The sequence below is a fragment of the Flavobacterium sp. genome (assembly GCF_024710485.1).
GTDB lineage: Bacteria > Bacteroidota > Bacteroidia > Flavobacteriales > Flavobacteriaceae > Flavobacterium.
On sequence record NZ_JANJUQ010000023.1, the window covers coordinates 114,418 to 135,812 of the forward strand.

At 40.8% G+C, this 21,395-nt stretch carries 16 protein-coding genes; 8 read left to right on the forward strand and 8 right to left on the reverse strand.

Going from position 1 to position 21,395, the window contains the following annotated elements:
- Positions 1–3: 3 nt before the first annotated feature.
- The 8 genes from Q0M21_RS05700 to panC are packed head-to-tail and all read right to left on the reverse strand — an operon-like array spanning position 4 to position 8,761.
- On the reverse strand, positions 4–1,377 hold the full coding sequence (locus Q0M21_RS05700; RefSeq protein WP_295335509.1) for a PQQ-dependent sugar dehydrogenase: 1,374 nt from the start codon (positions 1,375–1,377) through the stop codon (positions 4–6).
- 51 nt (positions 1,378–1,428) lie between these two features.
- Positions 1,429–3,381 (reverse strand): transglycosylase domain-containing protein, encoded by a 1,953-nt coding sequence (locus Q0M21_RS05705; RefSeq protein ID WP_295335511.1) that lies wholly within the window; start codon positions 3,379–3,381, stop codon positions 1,429–1,431.
- Positions 3,381–3,842, reverse strand: coding sequence for a hypothetical protein (locus Q0M21_RS05710; protein ID WP_295335513.1), 462 nt, complete (start codon positions 3,840–3,842; stop codon positions 3,381–3,383). Before Q0M21_RS05710 ends, Q0M21_RS05705 begins: the two co-directional genes overlap by 1 nt.
- A 54-nt stretch (positions 3,843–3,896) precedes the next feature.
- On the reverse strand, positions 3,897–5,258 hold the full coding sequence (gene radA, locus Q0M21_RS05715; protein ID WP_295335515.1) for a DNA repair protein RadA: 1,362 nt from the start codon (positions 5,256–5,258) through the stop codon (positions 3,897–3,899).
- On the reverse strand, positions 5,258–6,523 hold the full coding sequence (locus Q0M21_RS05720) for an alpha/beta hydrolase-fold protein (RefSeq protein ID WP_295335517.1): 1,266 nt from the start codon (positions 6,521–6,523) through the stop codon (positions 5,258–5,260). The genes radA and Q0M21_RS05720 overlap by 1 nt, the downstream gene beginning before the upstream one ends.
- Positions 6,524–6,579: 56 nt before the next feature.
- Positions 6,580–7,545 (reverse strand): lysylphosphatidylglycerol synthase transmembrane domain-containing protein, encoded by a 966-nt coding sequence (locus Q0M21_RS05725; protein ID WP_295335520.1) that lies wholly within the window; start codon positions 7,543–7,545, stop codon positions 6,580–6,582.
- A gap of 3 nt (positions 7,546–7,548) precedes the next feature.
- Positions 7,549–7,899: an aspartate 1-decarboxylase gene (panD, locus tag Q0M21_RS05730; protein WP_295335523.1), complete on the reverse strand. Its 351-nt coding sequence runs from the start codon at positions 7,897–7,899 to the stop codon at positions 7,549–7,551.
- A gap of 13 nt (positions 7,900–7,912) precedes the next feature.
- Complete coding sequence (panC, locus tag Q0M21_RS05735; protein ID WP_295335526.1) at positions 7,913–8,761, reverse strand: pantoate--beta-alanine ligase; 849 nt, start codon at positions 8,759–8,761, stop codon at positions 7,913–7,915.
- Between the two features lie 105 nt (positions 8,762–8,866).
- On the opposite strand from panC, the gene Q0M21_RS05740 reads away from it, so the two are divergent.
- The 8 genes from Q0M21_RS05740 (at position 8,867) to Q0M21_RS05775 (ending at position 21,369) form a co-directional block, all read left to right on the forward strand.
- On the forward strand, positions 8,867–9,673 hold the full coding sequence (locus tag Q0M21_RS05740) for a glycogen/starch synthase (protein ID WP_295335528.1): 807 nt from the start codon (positions 8,867–8,869) through the stop codon (positions 9,671–9,673).
- Positions 9,674–9,689: 16 nt separating this feature from the next.
- Positions 9,690–11,351, forward strand: coding sequence for a DUF4270 domain-containing protein (locus tag Q0M21_RS05745; RefSeq protein ID WP_295335531.1), 1,662 nt, complete (start codon positions 9,690–9,692; stop codon positions 11,349–11,351).
- Positions 11,352–11,362: 11 nt separating this feature from the next.
- Positions 11,363–13,210 carry a glutamine--fructose-6-phosphate transaminase (isomerizing) gene (gene glmS, locus Q0M21_RS05750; protein WP_295335533.1) on the forward strand — a complete coding sequence of 616 codons (1,848 nt, stop codon included), beginning with the start codon at positions 11,363–11,365 and terminating at the stop codon, positions 13,208–13,210.
- Between the two features lie 285 nt (positions 13,211–13,495).
- Positions 13,496–16,333, forward strand: a complete 2,838-nt coding sequence (locus tag Q0M21_RS05755) for a TonB-dependent receptor (protein ID WP_295335535.1) — start codon at positions 13,496–13,498, stop codon at positions 16,331–16,333.
- A 29-nt stretch (positions 16,334–16,362) separates the two neighbouring features.
- Positions 16,363–17,895, forward strand: a complete 1,533-nt coding sequence (locus Q0M21_RS05760) for an SGNH/GDSL hydrolase family protein (protein ID WP_295335537.1) — start codon at positions 16,363–16,365, stop codon at positions 17,893–17,895.
- A gap of 215 nt (positions 17,896–18,110) precedes the next feature.
- Complete coding sequence (atpD, locus tag Q0M21_RS05765; protein ID WP_295335539.1) at positions 18,111–19,622, forward strand: F0F1 ATP synthase subunit beta; 1,512 nt, start codon at positions 18,111–18,113, stop codon at positions 19,620–19,622.
- 72 nt (positions 19,623–19,694) lie between these two features.
- Positions 19,695–19,976: a F0F1 ATP synthase subunit epsilon gene (locus Q0M21_RS05770; RefSeq protein WP_295335541.1), complete on the forward strand. Its 282-nt coding sequence runs from the start codon at positions 19,695–19,697 to the stop codon at positions 19,974–19,976.
- Between the two features lie 235 nt (positions 19,977–20,211).
- Entirely contained in the window at positions 20,212–21,369 is a 1,158-nt protein-coding gene (locus Q0M21_RS05775) for an 8-amino-7-oxononanoate synthase (RefSeq protein ID WP_295335543.1), read from the forward strand.
- Positions 21,370–21,395 lie beyond the last annotated feature (26 nt).

Below are 21,395 nucleotides of genomic sequence, written 5' to 3' on the forward strand. Positions count from 1 at the left end.
GGATTAATCCTTGACGAGTTTGGTTTGGAACATGGTGCCGTTTAATCCTTTAACGGTAGCCAAATAAATTCCTTTGGCTAAAGAGGCCACTGAAAAACGATGGTTTTCCAGAGTGTCCAAACCTTGTTCTAAAACTACTTTACCGGTAAGGTCGGTTATGATTACAAAGGTCAGCACATGATTGTTTTCATTTTTAAGATACAATTCTTCTTTAGCGGGATTCGGATAGAGTTGAATGCCCTTGTTCCCGAAATCATTAACGGATAAACTACTGTCTACCATTTTATAAACTACACCGCCCATAATTACATAAATTTCCCCGTCTTTGTCTTCTCCGAAAGTGGTTATCAAATTCGGGCCGTTGTAATTCCAAGTTATCGTTCCGTCAGGGGTTACCCAACCGATTTCTCCGGTACAATAGTCGGCGAAAAAGTATTTGTTGACAAAATTCGGATAAGTAGAGCCGGTATATACATAACCACCTGTAATGGAACAACGATTGGTGGTGCCATGCAAATACACAGCAATTGGTGCATGAGTAGATGCATATCCCGGGCAATCGGTAGTGTTGTAAGCTATATTTCCTTCATAACAACGCCACCCGAAGTTCAAACCTGTATTGGGAAGCGGTGCAGGAACTTTGTTAATTTCTTCAATCGCATTTTGTCCTACATCGGCTATCCACAAATCACCGTTTAAACGGTTGAATGAAAACTTCCAAGGATTGCGTAATCCAATACCCCAGATTTCATCATTACCGGCTACGCCAACATAAGGATTAGTTGTCGGAATACCGTAAGGTGAAGCCGAATTCACATCAATTCGGAGCATTTTACCTAAATTCTCATTAATATTTTGTGCTCGGTTTCCGGGATCACCGCCACTGCCGCCGTCACCCATGCCAATGTACAAATAACCATCGGGACCAAACTTAATCGAACCGCCATTATGGTTGCTAAAAGGTTGGTTCACGGTCAGTAAAACCACTCCGCTGGAGGCATCGGCTATGTTAGGATCGGAAGAAACCGTGTAGCGGGCAATAACTGTTGCGCCATCACCGGCACGGGTATAATTCACATAAAAATAGCCGTTGGAAGCATAATTGGGATGAAAGGCCAAACCCAACAATCCTCGTTCACCACCCGATAAGATCGTGGAAGCGGTTAAGGTTAAAAAAGGAGTGGTATTGATGGTGCCGTTCGGATTTAAAATGCGAATCAAACCGCTTTGTTGTACCACAAACAAACGAGCATCGTTTGGCGGATGGGCAATTTCAACCGGTGAAGAAAATCCGGAGGCAAAACTTTGTAAGCCTACAGTTTGGGCTGTAATTACGGTACAACAAAATCCAAAAAAAGAGAGTAATAGTTTTTTCATAGCAGTTGGTTTTGGGTAAAGTTAAAAAAAACCAATTACTAATACAAGTGTTTAAAAATCAAACTCTTCCATATTCAGGCTGTCGTTTTCCACAGTTGCTATGGTTTTTTGTTTTAAGTACTGTTGTGCCGCCCCTGAGATGGTTAACGGGAAATTGCCGATAGTGTCTGTGTCGGTCAATAGTTTTCTTCTCAACATCAATCGGGTTAGAAAATCGTTTTGTTGGCGTGCAAAGGGTTTAAGTTGTTGTTCGCCGTCAAAGCGGTACATAAATCCTTTGGGTTTCGGAACTATGGTGGCCAAAAACAAGCATTCATTCAAATTCAAATCGGCCGGTCTTTTTTGGAAGTAAAACTGAGCCGCTTCACCAATACCGTAAACATTCGGTCCCCATTCGATAACGTTGAAATACACTTCCAACATCCGCTCTTTGGAACTGATTCGATTGTTTTCTAGGATATAAACCAGTAAGATTTCTTCCAATTTACGGGATAGGGTTTTTTCGCGGGTAAGAAAAACATTTTTCACCAACTGCATGCTAATCGTGCTGGCACCGCGGGCGAATTTTTTGGTTTTGATGTTTTTGACAATCGATTGTTTAAAGGCTTCTCCGATAAATCCGCGATGGTTAAAAAACGATGGATCTTCACTGGTGAGTACGCATTTTTGTATGTAAGGCGAAATCTCGGCTAGAGGTGTGAAATTAGGATTCGACGGGCCAACCACAATCGGGCGTTGCGGGATACCTTTTTCAATGGCGCGATAAGTAAATTCTCCGTTGATTTTATTTAAATCGGCTTCTCCGTATTTGGTAATTTTAAGGCCTTCGGGTTGGAGTTTGCTCTCAAAAACCAACTCTTTGGGTTTGTGATTATTGTATTCAAAGCGCAAAGCATAACTGAAGTTTCCTTGGGCTTCCATACCCTCAAAATGACGAAACAATCCGGTTGGTAACGAGTTGATGAAATCTTGTGCTTGCATTTTCTGAATGTCCAATTGCAGGGCGTAAATTTTGTCTTCTTGGTTGGTGTAAGACATATAAGGACGGCATTTGATGTTGTTTAATTGCAAAGCCGAAGTGCTGTCGAGCGCCAAAAAGCGTGAGCCGACAATCCAACGGTAATCAAATCTGGCGTTTTGGATAACCACATCTTTAGAAGCAATTTTAGGATGGTTGACTACTAAATTTCGTATGGAAGAATAACCGTCGATGTGTAATTCGCCACGGTTCATTGTGAGATTTTCCAAGTTGAAATGAATTGATTGAAATCCGGTTTTCAACTGAAATTTTTGGTCTAAATAAGGCAGTCGAATCGTATCACTTTTCGGATTGAAGAACTCCAAATCGGCTTTGCGTTCCCGCGGATCGGCAAATCCGTTAATGGCCCATTGCTGGGAGAAATTTTCCGAAGTTACGGTAATCAAAGTCGTCAATTTTTTATCGGATAGCGCCAATTGATTGAAATCGAATACCACTTGATGTCCCAAATCGTCAATTTTTACGACAAATCCTTTCACTTGCATGTTGGTAGGCACCAAGTCGAGTAAGTTAGACGTAATACGATTAAGTAATTTGGCGTAATTGACTTCGGTAGTTTCTTGTTTTTCCTTTTTGGACCGAAGAAACGCCTCGAAGTTGCTGCCGTTTTTGGTTTTGACCAACTGTATATAACCACGGTTGATGTCGAGTTTGCCCAATTGGATGTCGCCCGTGAATAGTTTCCAAAAATTCACTGTGGTCTTTAAATTATCTATACGTACCAAAGTGTCAGCTTGGTTCGGCACCAGCGTAATGTGTTGGAACTCTAAGTCGGACAATCCCTGAAATTCCGCTTTGGCCACCTGAAATCGACATTGGTAGTCGCGTTGCATTTTGGCATCAATCCTATCAATCACTTTGTTCAAAAGACTGCCCCGAAACACAAAAAGCAATACTAAGCCCAACAGCAACAAAACGCTGCCAATTTTCAAGCCTAGAAAAACTTTTTGTCGAGTAGTTCTCATCAGTTCGATTTTTCAATGGTAATGCCCAAGTTAGAGATATTGGGCACATAAGGATGTCCAAATTTATGAAAAACCGTAAAAGTATATTTCCCTTTCCTCAGTGGGAAATTGGTTTTAAAAGTCTGTTCCAAATCGCAGATATCGCCCAGGCAGTCGCCTAAGTCTTTTCCTTGCGCATCTTTGAGGATTAGATCGAAGAACACTACTTCGGTTTTTCCTTCCGGATAGGTGATGCCAACGCCTAACGGAATCCGGTCAAATTGGTAATCGTAAACGTGACTGATGTTGAGGGACAAGTGGTAGTTTTGAGCCGTTTGGTTGTCAAATTCAAACGACTTGACATCGTCTTTCATCCACTGATTGGCAGTGAAATCGGAAGTGCTTTCGGAGTAAATGAATCTTTCTTTACAAGAAATGAAAAATACGAACGAAAACAGGAGTAAAGTTGGTTTTAGTTTCATAAGGGTTTCGTTTACCATAACAACGAGTGAAAGCTTGGTTTATTGTGTTGGAAATCAGCCAAACAATTGTTCGACCACTTCTTCGATTTTAGAAACCAAGACAATTTTGATGAGCGGATTTTTGATGGCAATTTTATTGTATTTGGAAACAAATATGGTGGCAAAGCCTAATTTTTCCGCTTCCTGTATGCGTTGCTCTACGCGGTTCACGGGGCGAATTTCTCCCGACAGACCTACTTCTCCGGCAAAACAAACGTCTTTTCCAACTGCAATATCTTCGTTGGAGGACAAAATGGCCGCGACTACCGCCAAATCAATCGCCGGATCATCTACCGAGATACCGCCGGTTACGTTCAAAAACACATCTTTAGTACCTAAGCGAAATCCGGCACGTTTCTCTAAAACGGCCAAAATCATATTCAATCGTTTGGCGTTATAGCCGGTAGTGCTGCGTTGCGGTGTTCCGTAAACAGCGGTGGAAACGAGTGCTTGAATTTCAATCATCAACGGGCGCATGCCTTCTAACGTAGAGGCAATGGCTGTGCCCGAAAGTTCTTCTTCCCGATGGGAAATGAGGATTTCCGAAGGATTAGAAACTTCTCGTAAACCGGAACCTTGCATTTCGTAGATGCCCAATTCGGCTGTAGAACCAAAACGGTTTTTGAGCGATCGCAAAATGCGGTAAACGTGGTTTCGGTCGCCTTCAAACTGCAACACCGTGTCAACCATGTGTTCCAAAATCTTCGGTCCGGCTATGTTGCCGTCTTTGGTGATATGACCAATCAGGATGACCGGGATATTGGTTTCCTTGGCAAATTTGATTAATTCAGCCGTAGTTTCCCGAATTTGAGAAATGCTTCCGGCAGTCGATTCTATATGGTCGGTATGCAGGGTTTGAATGGAATCAATAATCACTATATCCGGTTCCACTTCCACTATATGTCGGAAGATGTTTTGGGTTTTGGTTTCGGTTAAAATTAAGCAGTTTTCACTGTTGGGGTTGATGCGTTCCGCACGCATTTTGATTTGCTTCTGACTTTCTTCGCCCGAAACATAGAGCGTTTTATAAGGTAATTTTAGTGAAATTTGAAGCAGTAATGTACTCTTTCCAATACCGGGTTCACCTCCCAAAAGAATCAATGAGCCGGGAACGATGCCGCCACCTAATACACGGTTCAATTCGCCGTCGGTGGTGTCCATACGGACTTCCTGCGTCGAATCGATTTCTTTTATTTTTAAGGGCTTGGAAACCCTTTTGTTTTCGGTTGCGGTAGGTTTCCAACTTGTTTTTTCTTCTTTTTGAATAATTTCCTCCGCTATGGTATTCCATTCTTTACAAGCATTGCATTGCCCTTGCCATTTGGCGTATTGAGTGCCGCAATTTTGACAAAAGAAAGACGTTTTGAGTTTAGACATTATTCTGATTTTTTCTCTTCCGTAGGGGTTTCTGTCGGGGTTTCACTTGGCGTTTCTGTCGGCACTTCTTCTACAGGAGTTTCTTCTATAACTTCTTTTCCTTTTTGGCCTTTTTTAGGAAGTGATTTTTTCAATTCATCGGCTCTTTCCATCATCATGTCTTTGGTCAAATCACCTACTTCTGCTTGTTGGAATGCGGCCAGGTACGATTTTACAGCTCGAGCGTTATCGCCTTGTTTTTCATACATCTGTGCCATATGGTAGTCGGCCAACATGGTTTTCGGATAATGTTTTCGGGCCAGTTGTGACAATTGATCGAATTCGTTGTACGCTTTGTTTTTCAGGATGGCGGCTTCAATCGCTTTGAAATCATTCATTCTGATTTGTAGTTTCAGGTTGAATGATTTTTCCAACACATCGTATTTCTGAATCAAATAATCTACATAACCTGAAGGCAAAACGGCGATTTTCTCCTGAAATTCGATAGTGGAAATCGGTTGGTAAACCGAGAATATTTGGTACAATGCACTCGGAATGGCATGTAAAACCAAGGAGTAATGCGAAGAACCTTTGAAATCATCGTAACGGTAATTTACTTTCGGATTGTTAATTTTACTTGCCAATTCATCCAAAGCCTGTATGCGCGTTCTCATTTTTTTGACATCGCCGTCGGCAGAACAATGGTAGTAAAAAAGCGGTTGTTGTAGCGTTGTTAAACGTTCCAAGATACGTTCTTCCATTTCGGCACCCAACTCCGGACTCATCGAAATAAAAGCGTTAAAAATAGGTTGGTCTTTGTACAAATAGCAATTTAAAAATCCGGCTGTTGTGTCTAATCCGGCGGCAATGCGGAACGGGGCAACACGGAAGTTTTTCTCAACCATCGGAATCAATTCCATCCCAATGAATTCAAAGAAAGCTTCTCCTTTTTCAGAGGGTAAACCGGTAGTTTCATCCAACATACAGTCGGTTTCGCGCTCATTGTTTTTATTTTGACTGATGGCTACTACAATCACTTCAGGCAAATCATCCCAATAGTAGCCGTAACTCAAAGCACCTTGAAAGGCATCGTGTAGGAACTCGCCGTCCAACAGTAACAACATTGGGTATTTTTGTGCTTTGTTTTTGGAATAGGAAGGCGGCAGAGTGATTTTAATTTCGCGGTCTTCATTCAGTTTCTTGGAAGTGATGGTATCCGTTATGGTTTTTTGAGCCATCACAGTACCGGAGCAAACCAACAGTAATAGTAAAAACAGTTGTTTCATGGGCTTTGGTTTTGGTTAAATAGACAATAGTGCTAAAAGACTAGCAATATAGTAAATTATTTATTGCGGTTGAATACCGGCAATAAAACATAAGAAATGAGCCCAAGTAGTATGGTTAGTACTGTTTGCGAGGTCCAAACCAACCAACCGTAAGCTGTTCCAACATCGTTAGAGATACCGTAAAGTGAGAAAATAAGCGCAATTGAAAAAGGATAAGCGCCTAAGCCGCCATTGGAAAACCCAACAGCCAAACTCCCGAAAATGAATCCCATAATGACAATGTCAAAACTCATATCCGCTGTTTCCGGTAGAGCAAAAATCGAGACGTAAAACATCACCAAATAGGAGAACCAAATAAAGAATGAATGAAAAATATATTCCCATTTTTTCTCCATTTTGAATAGTGTGGTCATCCCTTCGATCAATCCCGAAAGCTTTTTTTTGAGTTTTAGTATAATTTTCCATTCGGCATAAATCCAAATTAAGAGAAAAATGAGTCCCATAACCACGGCAAAAACCACGTAATAAAGTATGGTTTGCAAGGAAATGTTTTTGCTTAGCAGGAATTGGTAGATGGCTTCAAATTGAGAGACAAAGCCAATAAGCACAAATAGAAAAAAGATGCATAAGTCTACAATTCTCTCAGCTACTATAGTTCCGAAAGCTTTGTCAAAAGGCACATCTTCGTATTTTTTCAATAAAGCAGCACGGGAAATTTCGCCTGAGCGCGGCACCGTAAGGTTGACTAAATAAGAAACCGAAACGGTAAAAAAATTGTTGTAAAAACGGGTTTGGTAACCCAAATGGTTCAGGGCGAATTTCCAACGGTAGGCTCTCGACCAATATCCGATAAGGGCAATTACTAATGACAACAAGATGTAGTAATAATTGGCCTTTTGAAAACTGATTTTTATCTTCTCAATTTCATCGGGTTTGAGCGTGGTGTATTGGTAGTAAATGATACCGATTCCTATCAAAAGAGGAACGAGTATGGTGAGCCATTTACGAATATGATTTTTCAACGTTTAGGTAAGAGAATTGTCTTTTTCGTTAGGGAAAACCAACCACGGTTTAAAGGTTTTGGCTTCTTCAAAATCCATGATGGCATACGACATAATGATTATGATGTCGCCTTTGTGTACTTTGCGGGCAGCCGGACCGTTAAGGGTAATTTCTCCGGAGTTTTTCAGTCCTTTGATAACGTAGGTTTCGAAACGCTCGCCATTGTTCACGTTTACGATAGACACTTTTTCCCCTTCGATTAGGTTGGAGGCGTCCATCAGGGCTTCATCAATAGTGATGCTGCCGATGTAATTTAAATCGGCACCGGTTACTTTAACACGGTGTATTTTAGATTTTACTACTTGAATTTGCATGGGGCAAAGGTAATTAATTTAATGAAATAGTGTCAATCAATCGGACATTGTTGACAAAAACTGCAATGAAGGCGCGGTATTTTTTGTTTTTGCTTTTACGGATACAAGGCAACAAAGTGGCTTCGTCGGCAATTTGGAAGTATTCCAAGACAAAATCAGGATGTTTGGCAAAGCTTTTTTGTACCCAATGGATGACCTCGGCGGCCGATTTTTTAGCAAACAGTTTTCGGCTTTCCTGTAATATTTTGTAGATAACGGCGGCTTCATTTCGTTCTGCCTCGGAAAGTCTTTCGTTTCTTGAGCTCATCGCCAAACCGTTTGGTTCTCTTAAAATAGGGCAACCGATGATGTTTACCGGAAGTTTCTCTTTCGCGGTCATTTTCTTAACAATTTGCAACTGCTGGAAATCTTTCTCGCCAAAGTAGGCGTTAGTGGGTTTTACAATTTCAAATAATCGCTTTACAATAGTGCCCACACCGTTAAAATGGCCGGGACGGAATTGTCCTTCCATTTGATGTTCGAGTCCGTCAAAATCAAAAGATTCCGAAACGGTATTGCCTTGGTAAATATCGTCTACGCTTGGTGCAAATACGATGATTTTATCGGAAACGGTTTTGATTTTGGCCACATCGGTGTCTAAGGTTCTCGGGTATTTGGCCAAATCTTCCGCATTGTTAAACTGCGTTGGATTTACAAAAATACTGATGACGGTGATTTCGTTGTTCGCTACAGCGGCTTTGAGCAATGACAAATGACCTTCGTGCAAAGCCCCCATAGTAGGCACAAAACCAATGGTAGAATTGAGTTTAGAAACGGAAGCTAAATGAGCAACTAATTCATTTTGACTGTTAAAAATGAGCATTGGCTTGTGTAAATGAGTTGCAAACTTACTATTTTCATAAATAACTGCATAAATTTTTGTACTTTTGCCTGTTTTTTATTGCCAATAAATAAAGTTACATAAATTATGGAAGATAAGAGGATATTGTATGTATCATCTGAAGTGGTGCCTTACTTGGCTGAAAATGAGGTTTCTTTAATGTCGTATGACGTTCCCAAAATGATTAATGATCAGGGAGGACAAATAAGAATTTTCATGCCGCGATACGGAAATATCAACGAAAGAAGACACCAACTGCATGAAGTGATTCGTTTGTCCGGAATGAATTTAGTGGTGAACGATTTAGACATGCCTCTAATTATTAAAGTGGCTTCAATTCCAAAAGAAAGAATCCAGGTTTATTTTATCGATAATGATGAGTATTTCAAGCGCAAGGCCACTTTTAGTGATGAAGAAGGAGTGTTGTATCCAGATAATGATGAAAGAGCCATTTTCTTCGCCAAAGGTGTGGTCGAAACGGTAAAAAAACTCAATTGGGTGCCCGATATTATTCACGTACACGGTTGGATGGCCAGTTTGTTGCCGGTGTACATGAAGCACTATTACAAAGACGAAGCGTTGTTCTCTGACACCAAAATAGTAACCTCAGTTTACGGTCAGTCTTTCGATGGTACTTTAGATCCGGAGATGATTAACAAAGTTAAGTTTGACAACGTTCCCGAAGAAGCGGTTAAGGAGTTGGAAATACCTAATTACGAGCATTTAATAATGGCTGCTGTTAAGCACTCCGATGCTGTAATTATCGCCTCAGAAAGCGTGTCGCCAAGTTTAACAAAATTTATAGAATCTTCAGACAAACCTTTTTTACCTTTCACCCCGAAAGATAAATTTGCAGAAGCATACACCAACTTTTACAAAACGATGCTTCCTTAAAAAATTACTACATTTTATGTTTAAAAAATCATTTTTACAACAGTTTGCATTCGGGCTTATGGCCTTGTCTTTATTGGTTTCTTGTGATAAAGATTTTAATGAAATCGGAACCGATATAGTTGGGGATGACCATTTCGGATTTGACAAATACACAGGGGCAACTGTCAAAGCATACAATCAAAAGTTAGGGCCGATAGCCTCTAATAATTTGCCGATTAACCCTTTAGGGTTTTATCAAAATCCGGCATTTGGAACAACCCAAGCCAACTTTGTAACTCAAGTAGAATTAGGAACTACAAATCCGCAGTTTAATAATATTGATCCGGAAGAATACGACACTGAGCCTACAGCCATTGACAGTGTGGTTTTAGAAGTGCCTTACTTTAGTAAAGTTGTCAGCAGAACCGGAAGAGTTACAACTTATAAATTAGACTCTATTTACGGAAATCCGGAGTCCAAATTTCGATTGAGCGTTTACCAATCTAATTACTATTTAAGAGATTTAGATCCGGACCAGTCTTTAGGACAACAGCAGTTGTTTTATACTGATATGGATGCTGAAATTAACAATTTCAAAGTGCCTACGTTGTTAAATGATTTGCCATTATCCGATCCGAGAAATAACGGCGGACGTCAAAATGAGGCATTCTTTTACGACAAAAATGAGCACATGACACCGATAGTTGACGCTGAAGATAACAGCGTAGATTCTTTGAGGTCTGCTCCTTCCATGCGTTTGAATTTAAACAAGGAGGTTTTTACAAACCTTATTTTGAATGCGCCATCAGGACAGTTGGCTAACAACCAGGTCTTTAAAAATTATTTCAGAGGCTTGTATTTCAAAACAGAGAGTACCGGTAATCCGGGAAGTATGGCCATGCTCAATTTCAAAGGCGGTAAGATTACCATTTACTATAATGAAGATCAAAAAACCATAGATGAAGGACAAACTGTTTTTACCAGAGTCAACAAAACGCTTTTACTAAACTTTACAGGCAATACGGTAAGTTTATTGAACAACAGTAATGAAAATCCGGATTACTTGAATGCCACAGCCAATACTACTCAAGAAGCAGCTAGGCTCTATTTGAAAGGCGGACAAGGAGCTATGGCAGTTATTGATGTTTTCGGGGCGGATGCTGATAACAATGGGATAGCTGACGAAATTGAGGCGATTAAGGCCAACGGTTGGATGATAAACGAAGCCAATCTGACTTTCTACGTTGACCAAACAGCCATGAACAACACCGAGACCTATGAGCCTAATCGAATTTTCTTATTTGATTTGAATAACAAAACCCAATTGGTGGACTACATTTTCGATGGTTCTTCTAACGGAACCTATCCAAAATTTAATAAGTTTATCCATGGCGGCATCATTGAGAAAGAGGTGGTTCAGGGAGTAGCAGGAAGAGGCCTCAAGTATAAAATCAGAATTACCAATCATGTGCGTAATTTAATCAGCAGAGACTCTACCAATGTCCGATTAGGATTGGTTGTAACCGAAAATATTAATAACGTAGGGTTTTCTAAATTGAAAACCCCTAATGCAAGTACTTTAAGTGCTCCAAGTATGTCGGTATTAAATCCTTTAGGAACAATTTTGTATGGCTCTGACCCTTCTGTTCCGGAGGATAAAAGACTGAAACTTGAAATTTATTATACCAAACCAGATTAATCTATAAAATTATGTGTGGAATTGTTGGCTACATTGGGTACCGAGAAGCGTATCCTATAGTAATAAAAGGTTTAAAAAGACTGGAATACAGAGGTTATGATAGCGCAGGCATCATGTTGTACAATGGGACAGAACTCGAGATTTCCAAAACCAAAGGAAAAGTATCCGATTTAGAGGAAAAGTCAAAAGCACTGTCAACCTCAAAGGCTACTATAGGAATGGGACACACCCGTTGGGCTACTCATGGTGTGCCTAACGATGTGAATTCACATCCGCACGTCTCGAATTCCGGAAATTTAGTAATCATCCACAACGGAATCATTGAAAATTATGAACCGTTAAAAAAAGAATTGATCAAAAGAGGCTACACCTTTACTTCAGATACAGACACTGAAGTACTCGTCAATTTAATTGAAGACGTTAAAAAGAAAGATAATCTCAAAATTGGTAAAGCCGTTCAGGTAGCTTTGAACCAAGTAGTCGGAGCGTATGCCATCTGTGTTTTCGACCGAGAAAAACCGGACGAAATTGTAGTAGCTCGTTTGGGAAGTCCGCTAGCCATTGGCTTGGGTGAAAATGAGTTTTTTATCGCTTCTGATGCTTCGCCCTTTATCGAATACACTTCCAATGCCATCTATTTAGAAGATGAAGAAATGGCGATTGTAAGACTACACAAACCGCTTAAAATCAGAAAAATTAAAGACGATTCGTTGGTAGATCCTTATGTACAGGAATTGCAAATGAATCTCGAACAAATTGAAAAAGGCGGTTACGACCATTTCATGTTAAAAGAAATCTACGAGCAACCTAACGTAATCAAAGATACATATCGCGGAAGGTTGTTAGCCAATCAAGGAATCATCCAAATGGCCGGTGTAGAAGATAACTTGGAAAGGTTCTTGAACGCGCAAAGAATCTTAATTATTGCTTGCGGAACTTCATGGCATGCCGGCTTGGTAGCTGAATATATTATTGAAGAGTTTGCCCGAATTCCGGTAGAAGTAGAATATGCTTCCGAGTTCCGATACCGCAATCCTATTATCAATAAAGAAGATGTGGTTATTGCTATTTCTCAATCCGGAGAAACAGCGGATACTTTGGCTGCTATCAAATTGGCTAAAGAAAAAGGCGCTTTTGTTTTTGGCGTTTGTAACGTGGTGGGTTCTTCTATCTCCAGAGAAACGCACGCCGGAGCTTATACGCATGCCGGTCCGGAAATCGGGGTGGCCTCAACCAAAGCTTTTACTACTCAAATTACAGTGTTAACCATGATAGCCTTGCGTTTGGCCAAAGCTAAAGGAACGTTGTCTAATTCTGATTTCCACCGATACTTACAGGAGTTGGAAGTTATTCCGGAAAAAGTGGCGGAAGCATTAGAATCTAACGAAAAAGCCAAAGAAATAGCCAACAAATTCAAAGATGCCAGTAACTGTCTCTACTTAGGCAGAGGTTACAATTTCCCGGTAGCTTTGGAAGGGGCTTTAAAGCTAAAAGAGATTTCTTATATCCATGCCGAAGGCTATCCTGCAGCCGAAATGAAACACGGACCAATCGCCTTAATCGACGAGCAAATGCCGGTAGTGGTAATTGCACCGAAGCAAGGGCATTATGATAAAGTAGTGAGTAATATTCAGGAAATTAAATCCCGAAGCGGAAAAATTATTGCCGTGGTAACCAAAGGCGATATCCAAGTAAAACAATTGGCCGATCACATTATCGAAATTCCGGAAACCTCCGACGCATTGTCTCCGTTAATTACTACCATACCTTTACAGTTATTGTCTTACCATATAGCTGTTTTACGTGGTTGTAACGTAGATCAACCAAGAAATTTGGCCAAATCGGTAACAGTAGAATAATAAGTTTTACTTTACATATACCCCATACAAGCGAGATTTATTCTCGCTTTTTTTTTGCCTATGATTTGTGATTAATTTAACAGAAATGAAATTTTATATGTGCGCATAGTATTTTTTTTAACGTTTACGCAAAAACTTTAAAAAAAGCGTAAAGATTTTATAATTATCATATTGTTGATAATCAAGCTTTGTAATTCATTATTCTTAAAAACAAAGCGTGTTTTTTGATAATTAAAAAAAAATATTTGTACATTGGCTACTTAAACCAACAAAATTTAAAACCAAATGAAGATTTATTTATTTATCCTTTCATTGTTTTTTTGCGGTATCACTTTCGCGCAAACTTCAATATCCGGTTCGGTAAAGGACAGTAAAAACCAACCTGTGCCCGGAGCCAACGTAAAAGTGGTGGGTGACACTGCCGGAACAGTAACCGATGGGGATGGTAATTTTAGCTTGTCAACAACTAAAAAACCACCTTTCGACATCGAAGTTTCAAGTGTGGGTTATGGTTCAGCCATAGCAAATGTAACGGCCAACAACCAAAAAATTAGTGTGACTTTAAACGAGACTGAAACACAATTGGATGAAATTGTGGTTTCTGCCTCCAGAGCACCTGAAAAGGTCAGAGAATCTCCGGTAACCATCGAGAGAATGACCATTAAAGACGTTAAAAGAACGGCTTCGCCAACTTTTTATGACGGCTTAGAGAACTTGAAAGAAGTTCAAATGAATACGAGTAGTATGTCATTCAAATCCATCAATACTCGTGGTTTTGCTACCGTGGCCAATACTCGTTTCATGCAGTTGGTTGACGGAATGGACAACTCTTCTCCGCTACTAAACTTTGTTTTAGGAAACCTTATCGGAGTTTCTGATATCGATGTGGCCAGCGTAGAGCTTTTACCGGGAGCATCATCAGCGCTTTACGGAGCTAATGCTTTTAACGGTATTTTGTTCATGAACAGTAAAAATCCTTTTAAATACCAAGGAATTTCTACTTATGTGAAATACGGACAAACCAATCAAAAAGCAGCCGGAGCTAACGAATACTATGATTATGGTGTTAGAGCCGCTCATAAGTTCAATGATTATTTTGCAGCCAAAGCCAACTTTACTTACATGAGAGGTACCGATTGGTGGGCTACGGATTACACAGACAAAACAGTTGACGGAAGAGACAGAAGTCATCACAATTACAACGGGATGAACGTTTATGGTGATGAGGCATCTACTAACATCAGAAGTGTTGGTCAAACCCTTGTCGGTTTAGGATTATTACCGGCTTCAGCCTTGAACATTCTACCCAATGAAAACGTTTCCAGAACAGGATACAACGAGGTTGATTTAACAGACAATAAAGTAAGAAATGCCAAAATCGACTTCTCTTTGCACGCCAGACCTTTTGGTAATGAAAATTTAGAAATCATCTGGCAAAGTAAATTCGGTTTCGGTAACTCCGTTTACCAAGGAGCTAACCGTTACTACTTGAACGGATTTAGCATGCAACAACACAAATTGGAATTAACCGGTAAAAACTTCTTCTTGAGAGGTTATTATACTACGGAAGACGGTGGAAAATCATATGATATGTTGTTCACCGGATTAAATATCAACAGAGCTTGGAAATCCGATGCCACATGGTTTGGTCAGTACGCCGGTGCTTTTGTACAATCTACTTTAGCCGGTGCTACCCCAACACAAGCGCACTTGGCAGCAAGATCGGTTGCGGATACCGGTAGATTTTTACCGGGTACCCCTGAATTCCAAAATGCCTTTAATCAAGTTATTTCAGATTCAAACGTATTAACAGGATCTAAATTGGTAGATAACTCAAAAATTTACCACTCGGATGCCAACTATAACTTCAGAGACTTAATCAAGTTTGCGGAAATCCAAGTAGGAGGTTCTTACCGCAGATACGATTTGAATTCTTTTGGTAGAATTTATACCGATACGCCGCAATTCGGAGGTATTAGATATGATGAATACGGTGCTTATACTCAGCTTCAGAAAAAATTCTTGGACGACCGTTTGAAATTTACCGGTTCCGTTCGTTATGATAAAGCGGAAAACTTTGACGGCAATTACTCGCCAAGAGTCTCCTTTGTATACAATGCCGGAGAAGCTAAAAATCACATCTTCAGAGCTTCGTTCCAAACCGGTTTCCGTAACCCAACTACTCAAGATCAATACATCGGGTTCAATGTTGGAAATGCCATTTTATTAGGTTCTGCGCCGGATAACTTAACCCGTTATGAAGAAACCTTGCCGGTAACTTCTCCACTAGGACAAGCTTTAGTAGGGACAAACACTACCATCAACGGTATTAATGCTTACTATAACTCCTATACGGCTCAGTCAGTTGCTGCTTTTGCGGCATTGGCTCCATCAAATCCTGCTGCAGCTGCTGCCTTATTAGTAAGAACTAATGTGGATTTGGTTAAGCCTGAAACGGTGAAAGCTTTTGAATTAGGATACCGTGGAGAGGTAAAAGGATTTACCTATGATATTAACGGTTATTACAACATTTATAACGATTTTATCGGAAACTTAACTGTTGTGGCACCTTTATACGGTACAGCGCAAGATGCTCCGGATCTTTCTCAAGGACCAACCAATGCCGGAGTTCAATCGGTTGATGCATTAGTTACAGGAAATACCAGAGCTTTCCAATTGTACACTAACACCGATATCGAAATCAAATCATTAGGTTTTGGTGTGGGTGTAGCGAAAAAATTACCTAGAAACTTTGAAGTGTCTGCTAACTATAACTATGCGGAATTCAATTTCGACCAAGCAAAAGACCCTAGCTTTGAAGCCGGTTTCAACACGCCTAAACACCGTGTTAAAGCTACCATCAGCAACGATAATTTATTCAAAAACTTCGGATTCAACATCAGCGGAAGATGGAATGACGAATACCTATGGGAATCTACCTTTGCCGATGGTATGATTGACGCTGCTACGGTTATCGATGCACAAATCAGTTATTTGGTGCCAAGCATCAAATCAACGATCAAACTTGGTGCTACTAACATAGGTGGAAAAGAATACAGACAGCTTTTAGGACCTGGATTAATCGGCCAACAATACTTCTTGTCATTAACTGTTAATCCGTAATTATCAATCAGATTTAAAACATAATAACTATGATAAAAAATTTCAAATGGCTACTCTTGGTTTCTTTAACCTTCGTAGCATGTAATAGTGATGATGAGCCTTTTGTAGATCCTAATTCTACCGACGGCACACCATTAACTGCCGGAACTGCCGATTTTTCAAATTACGTAGCTTTGGGGGATTCCTTTGCGGCCGGATTTAGCGACGGTGCATTATTCAAAACAGGTCAAAGTAATTCTTATCCTAATATCATGGCGACACAGTTTGCCTTGGTTGGCGGCGGAGATTTCAAAACGCCTTTCATGAGTGATGAAATCGGTGGATTTTCCTTAGGTGGGGTTCAAGTGCCGCAATTTGGCCCACGCTTGTACTTTAATACTGTCAATAGTACGCCTACGCCTGTGCCGGGTGTTTCAGGTACTGAAATTACAGCTCAAATTTCCGGACCATTCAATAATTTAGGTGTCCCTGGAGCCAAAGCTATTCATTTAGGATTCTCAGGATATGCCTCGGCAAACCCTTATTTTGGAAGAATGGCTTCTTCTGCTTCAGCTACTGTCTTACAAGATGCTTTGGCTCAAAATCCAACTTTCTTTTCTATGTGGATTGGTGGTAACGATGTATTAGGCTATGCTACTTCCGGAGGAGATGGTTCAAATCCTATTACGCCTCCGGCAACATTTGATGTAGCTTATAATAGTTTAGCTTCTCAATTGGCTAGTGGCGGAAGAAAAGGCGTGGTGGCTAATCTGCCTTATATCAATACTTTACCTTATTTCACAACGGTTCCTCACAATCCGTTAACAGCCTCGGCTTTGGGACAAGGAAACCAAGCAGTGGGTGTGGCTACTATCAATGCTTTAAACGCTCAGTTGTACGGACCGCTTAAACAAGCTTTAACTGCTTTCGGCGCCGGCGACAGAATTGAATTGTTATCAACTACACAGCCCAATCCGGTATTGATAAAAGATGAATCGTTACCCAACTTATCAGCCCAATTGACAGCGGCATTTACACCTACATTAGGAGCGACTAATGCAGCTTTCTACGGAACGGTTTTTGGTCAGGCCCGACAAGCTAAAGCTACAGATTTAGTCTTATTGCCTACTCGTGCTGCCATTGCAGCAGCCCCGTCTGCTACGGATTCAGGATTAGGTTTTGCTCCTCCTGCGCCGTTGAACGTGTTTGGTGTTACCTATCCTTTGCAAGACAAGCATATCTTAATTCCAACCGAAATTCAAGAAATTGCTACCGCTACTGATGCTTATAATGTTACTATTCAGACAGCAGCGACCACTAATGGTTTGGCCTTTGTGGACGCCAAAGCTCTTATGACACAATTAATAAGCGGGGGTATCTCAGCTAACAATTATACCATGACGGCCACTTATGTTACCGGTGGAACTTTCTCTCTTGACGGTATACACCCAAGTCCAAGAGGCTACGCTTTAATTGCTAACAAATTCTTGGAAGCTATTAATGCAACATATGGCTCTAATTTTAAAGGAGTAAACGTGGGATTGTACCGAATTCTTTATCCGATGGATCCGTTAAATTTCTAACCTAACCAATTTTTTATAACTAAAAACCATCTGCTTCGTCAGGTGGTTTTTGCATTTTAAACCCTGAGGTTTATTTTACGGAAGCACGGAATTAAAAAATAAAGAAAAAAACTCGCAACAAAGATTGATTTTTTAAAATAGAAAATTTACCTTTGCGCACTGAAAAAAGAGGTATTTTTTCAAACCTAAATAGCTATTTAATAAATACATAAACAATGTCTAAAGCAATAGGAAAAGTTTCGCAAATCATCGGTCCCGTAGTTGACGTAGTATTTGATACTAAAGATGTTGAGTTGCCAAAAATTTACGACTCATTAGAAATCATTAACAAAAATGGTTCAAAATTAGTTCTTGAAGTTCAATCTCACATTGGAGAAAATACTGTGCGTACCATCTCCATGGACTCAACCGACGGTTTGAGCAGAGGTACTGAAGTACACGCTACAGGAGCTCCAATTCAAATGCCAATCGGTCAAGACATCTACGGAAGATTATTTAATGTAGTTGGAGATGCTATCGATGGTTTAGGAGATTTACCTAAAGACGGCGCGAACGGAATGCCAATCCACAAACAAGCACCTAAGTTTGAAGACTTATCTACTTCAACTGAAGTATTGTTCACCGGAATCAAAGTAATCGATTTGATCGAGCCTTACGCAAAAGGAGGAAAAATTGGTTTGTTCGGTGGTGCCGGAGTAGGTAAAACAGTATTGATTCAGGAATTGATTAACAATATCGCCAAAGGTCACGGTGGTCTTTCTGTATTCGCAGGAGTAGGGGAAAGAACCCGCGAAGGAAATGACTTGCTTCGTGAGATGTTAGAGTCAGGCATTATCAAATACGGAGAAGATTTCATGCACTCTATGGAAAACGGTGGATGGGATTTATCCAAAGTTGACAAACCGGGCATGAGAGAGTCTAAAGCTACTTTCGTATTCGGACAAATGAATGAGCCACCGGGAGCTCGTGCTCGTGTAGCCCTTTCAGGATTATCTATCGCGGAATACTTCCGTGACGGAGCCGGTTCAGACCAAGGAAAAGACGTATTGTTCTTCGTAGACAATATCTTCCGTTTTACCCAAGCAGGTTCTGAGGTGTCTGCATTGTTAGGGCGTATGCCTTCTGCGGTAGGTTACCAACCAACTTTAGCTACTGAGATGGGTGCGATGCAAGAGCGTATCACGTCAACCAAAAAAGGTTCGATTACTTCTGTACAAGCGGTATACGTACCTGCGGATGACTTAACCGACCCGGCACCGGCAACTACCTTTGCCCACTTGGATGCTACAACAGTATTGTCTCGTAAAATTGCCGAGTTAGGGATCTATCCTGCGGTTGACCCGTTAGATTCTACTTCACGTATCTTAACGCCGCTTATCTTAGGAAACGAGCATTACGATTGTGCCCAAAGAGTAAAAGAGATTCTTCAAAAATACAAACAGTTACAAGACATCATCGCCATCTTAGGTATGGAAGAGTTATCCGAAGAAGATAAATTAGCCGTATCTCGTGCGCGTCGTGTACAACGTTTCTTGTCTCAACCGTTCCACGTAGCCGAGCAGTTCACCGGTATCCCGGGCGTTTTGGTAGACATCAAAGACACCATCAAAGGATTTAACATGATCATCGACGGTGAATTAGATCACTTACCGGAAGCGGCTTTCAACTTGAAAGGAACCATCGAAGACGTAATCGAGGCCGGACAAAAAATGTTAGCAGAAGCGTAATCAATTATGAATTATGAATTACGAATGAATAATTTTCGTAATTCGTAATTTCAAATTCGTAATTAAAAATTTATGATTTTAGAAATAGTATCACCGGAAGCTACCTTGTTTAAAGGCGAAGTAACCTCAGTTACACTACCGGGTGTTGACGGTTCTTTCCAATTGTTGAACAACCACGCCCCTATAGTTTCTATCTTAAAACAAGGCACCGTTAAAATGGCGGGCACCGGTTTTAAGTTCGACAAAGATGTAGCCGATAAGTTTACCAAAGTAAACGACCAAAACTATACTTTGGAAATCAACTCGGGAACTATCGAAATGAAAGACAATAAAGTAATTGTATTAGCCGACTAATCCAATTCGAAATACTTCAAAAACCCAATCTTGCAAAAGGTTGGGTTTTTTTATGGGGAGCCCTATCTGTCGTCAGGAAGTTGTTCCGATCCCGTCTCAAGACGAAACTGTATCTTTTATTGTTTGTCACCCTGAGCGCAGTCTAAGGGTTTTTGCTAAACCAAAAAAAGATAGCTCCCGACTCTTCGGGAACATCCGGGCTAAAAACCACTCTCCTTTCCTTATATTTGTAGTCATGGAACTGCCAAAATCCCTTCAAGCCAAACTCCAACAGCGCCAAGACAACAACGCCTTGCGCCAATTACCCGAAGCCAAGTCTTTGGTCGATTTCGCGTCGAACGATTACATCGGCTTTGCCCATAGCGAAAATCTGTTTCACCAAATACATCAGTATCTTTTAGCCAACAATATCAAAACCAACGGTGCTACCGGTTCCCGCTTAATCTCCGGCAATCACCCTTTGTATGAAGTGACCGAGAACTTTATCGCCCAATTCCACCAAGCGGAAGCGGCCCTGATTTTCAACTCCGGTTACGACGCCAATGTGGGCTTTTTCAGCTGTGTTCCGCAACGCAACGACATTATCCTATACGATGAACTTTGTCACGCCTCGATCCGCGACGGCATCCAAATGAGCCACGCCAAAGCCTATAAATTCCAACACAACGACACAGAGGATTTAGAAAAACTGTTGCTCAAGTTCGAACCCGCAACCCGCAACCCGCAACCCGCAACCATTTACATCATCACCGAAAGCGTTTTCTCCATGGATGGCGATTCGCCCAACTTAGAAGCACTTACCCAACTCGCCCAAAAGTACAATGCCTACTTAGTAGTCGACGAAGCCCATGCACTCGGCGTATTCGGGGAACAAGGCGAAGGCCTGGTCCAAAGCTCCGGATTACAAAACCAAGTCTTTGCCCGCATCATGACCTTCGGCAAAGGACTCGGTTGCCACGGCGCCGCTATTTTAGGCAGTGCCGAACTCAAAAGCTACTTAGTCAACTTTGCCCGAAGCTTTATTTATACCACAGGTTTGTCGCCGCATAGTGTGGCTACCATTTTGGTTTCCTATCAAAATTTACAAAGTGAAAAAGAGACTTTACAGCAACTGAAAGCCAATATCGTTTTCTTCAATCAGGAGAAATTGCGATTAGGATTAAAACCAATGTTTGTGTATTCCAAATCCGCTATACAATCCGCTATCATTCCCGGCAACGATACCGTAAAAAACATCGCCACCCAATTACAACAACAAGGCTTCGATGTCAAACCAATTTTATCTCCAACCGTACCCGAAGGTCAAGAACGCCTCCGTTTTTGCTTGCACAGCTACAATTCCGAAATGGAAATCTTGAATGTGTTGGAATTGTTAGCTACCTTTGTGTTTTAGCCACGGATGAAACGGATTTTACTGAT

What these genes read in the sequence shown, in the direction of transcription:
- Q0M21_RS05740 (WP_295335528.1), top strand. Translation starts at nt 8,867, where the DNA reads ATGGAAGATAAGAGGATATTGTATGTATCATCTGAAGTGGTGCCTTAC.
- Q0M21_RS05770 (WP_295335541.1), top strand. Translation starts at nt 19,695, where the DNA reads ATGATTTTAGAAATAGTATCACCGGAAGCTACCTTGTTTAAAGGCGAA.
- glmS (WP_295335533.1), top strand. Translation starts at nt 11,363, where the DNA reads ATGTGTGGAATTGTTGGCTACATTGGGTACCGAGAAGCGTATCCTATA.
- radA (WP_295335515.1), bottom strand. Translation starts at nt 5,258, where the DNA reads ATGTCTAAACTCAAAACGTCTTTCTTTTGTCAAAATTGCGGCACTCAA.
- Q0M21_RS05710 (WP_295335513.1), bottom strand. Translation starts at nt 3,842, where the DNA reads ATGAAACTAAAACCAACTTTACTCCTGTTTTCGTTCGTATTTTTCATT.
- atpD (WP_295335539.1), top strand. Translation starts at nt 18,111, where the DNA reads ATGTCTAAAGCAATAGGAAAAGTTTCGCAAATCATCGGTCCCGTAGTT.
- panD (WP_295335523.1), bottom strand. Translation starts at nt 7,899, where the DNA reads ATGCAAATTCAAGTAGTAAAATCTAAAATACACCGTGTTAAAGTAACC.
- Q0M21_RS05720 (WP_295335517.1), bottom strand. Translation starts at nt 6,523, where the DNA reads ATGAAACAACTGTTTTTACTATTACTGTTGGTTTGCTCCGGTACTGTG.
- Q0M21_RS05755 (WP_295335535.1), top strand. Translation starts at nt 13,496, where the DNA reads ATGAAGATTTATTTATTTATCCTTTCATTGTTTTTTTGCGGTATCACT.
- panC (WP_295335526.1), bottom strand. Translation starts at nt 8,761, where the DNA reads ATGCTCATTTTTAACAGTCAAAATGAATTAGTTGCTCATTTAGCTTCC.
- Q0M21_RS05745 (WP_295335531.1), top strand. Translation starts at nt 9,690, where the DNA reads ATGTTTAAAAAATCATTTTTACAACAGTTTGCATTCGGGCTTATGGCC.
- Q0M21_RS05705 (WP_295335511.1), bottom strand. Translation starts at nt 3,381, where the DNA reads ATGAGAACTACTCGACAAAAAGTTTTTCTAGGCTTGAAAATTGGCAGC.
- Q0M21_RS05700 (WP_295335509.1), bottom strand. Translation starts at nt 1,377, where the DNA reads ATGAAAAAACTATTACTCTCTTTTTTTGGATTTTGTTGTACCGTAATT.
- Q0M21_RS05775 (WP_295335543.1), top strand. Translation starts at nt 20,212, where the DNA reads ATGGAACTGCCAAAATCCCTTCAAGCCAAACTCCAACAGCGCCAAGAC.
- Q0M21_RS05760 (WP_295335537.1), top strand. Translation starts at nt 16,363, where the DNA reads ATGATAAAAAATTTCAAATGGCTACTCTTGGTTTCTTTAACCTTCGTA.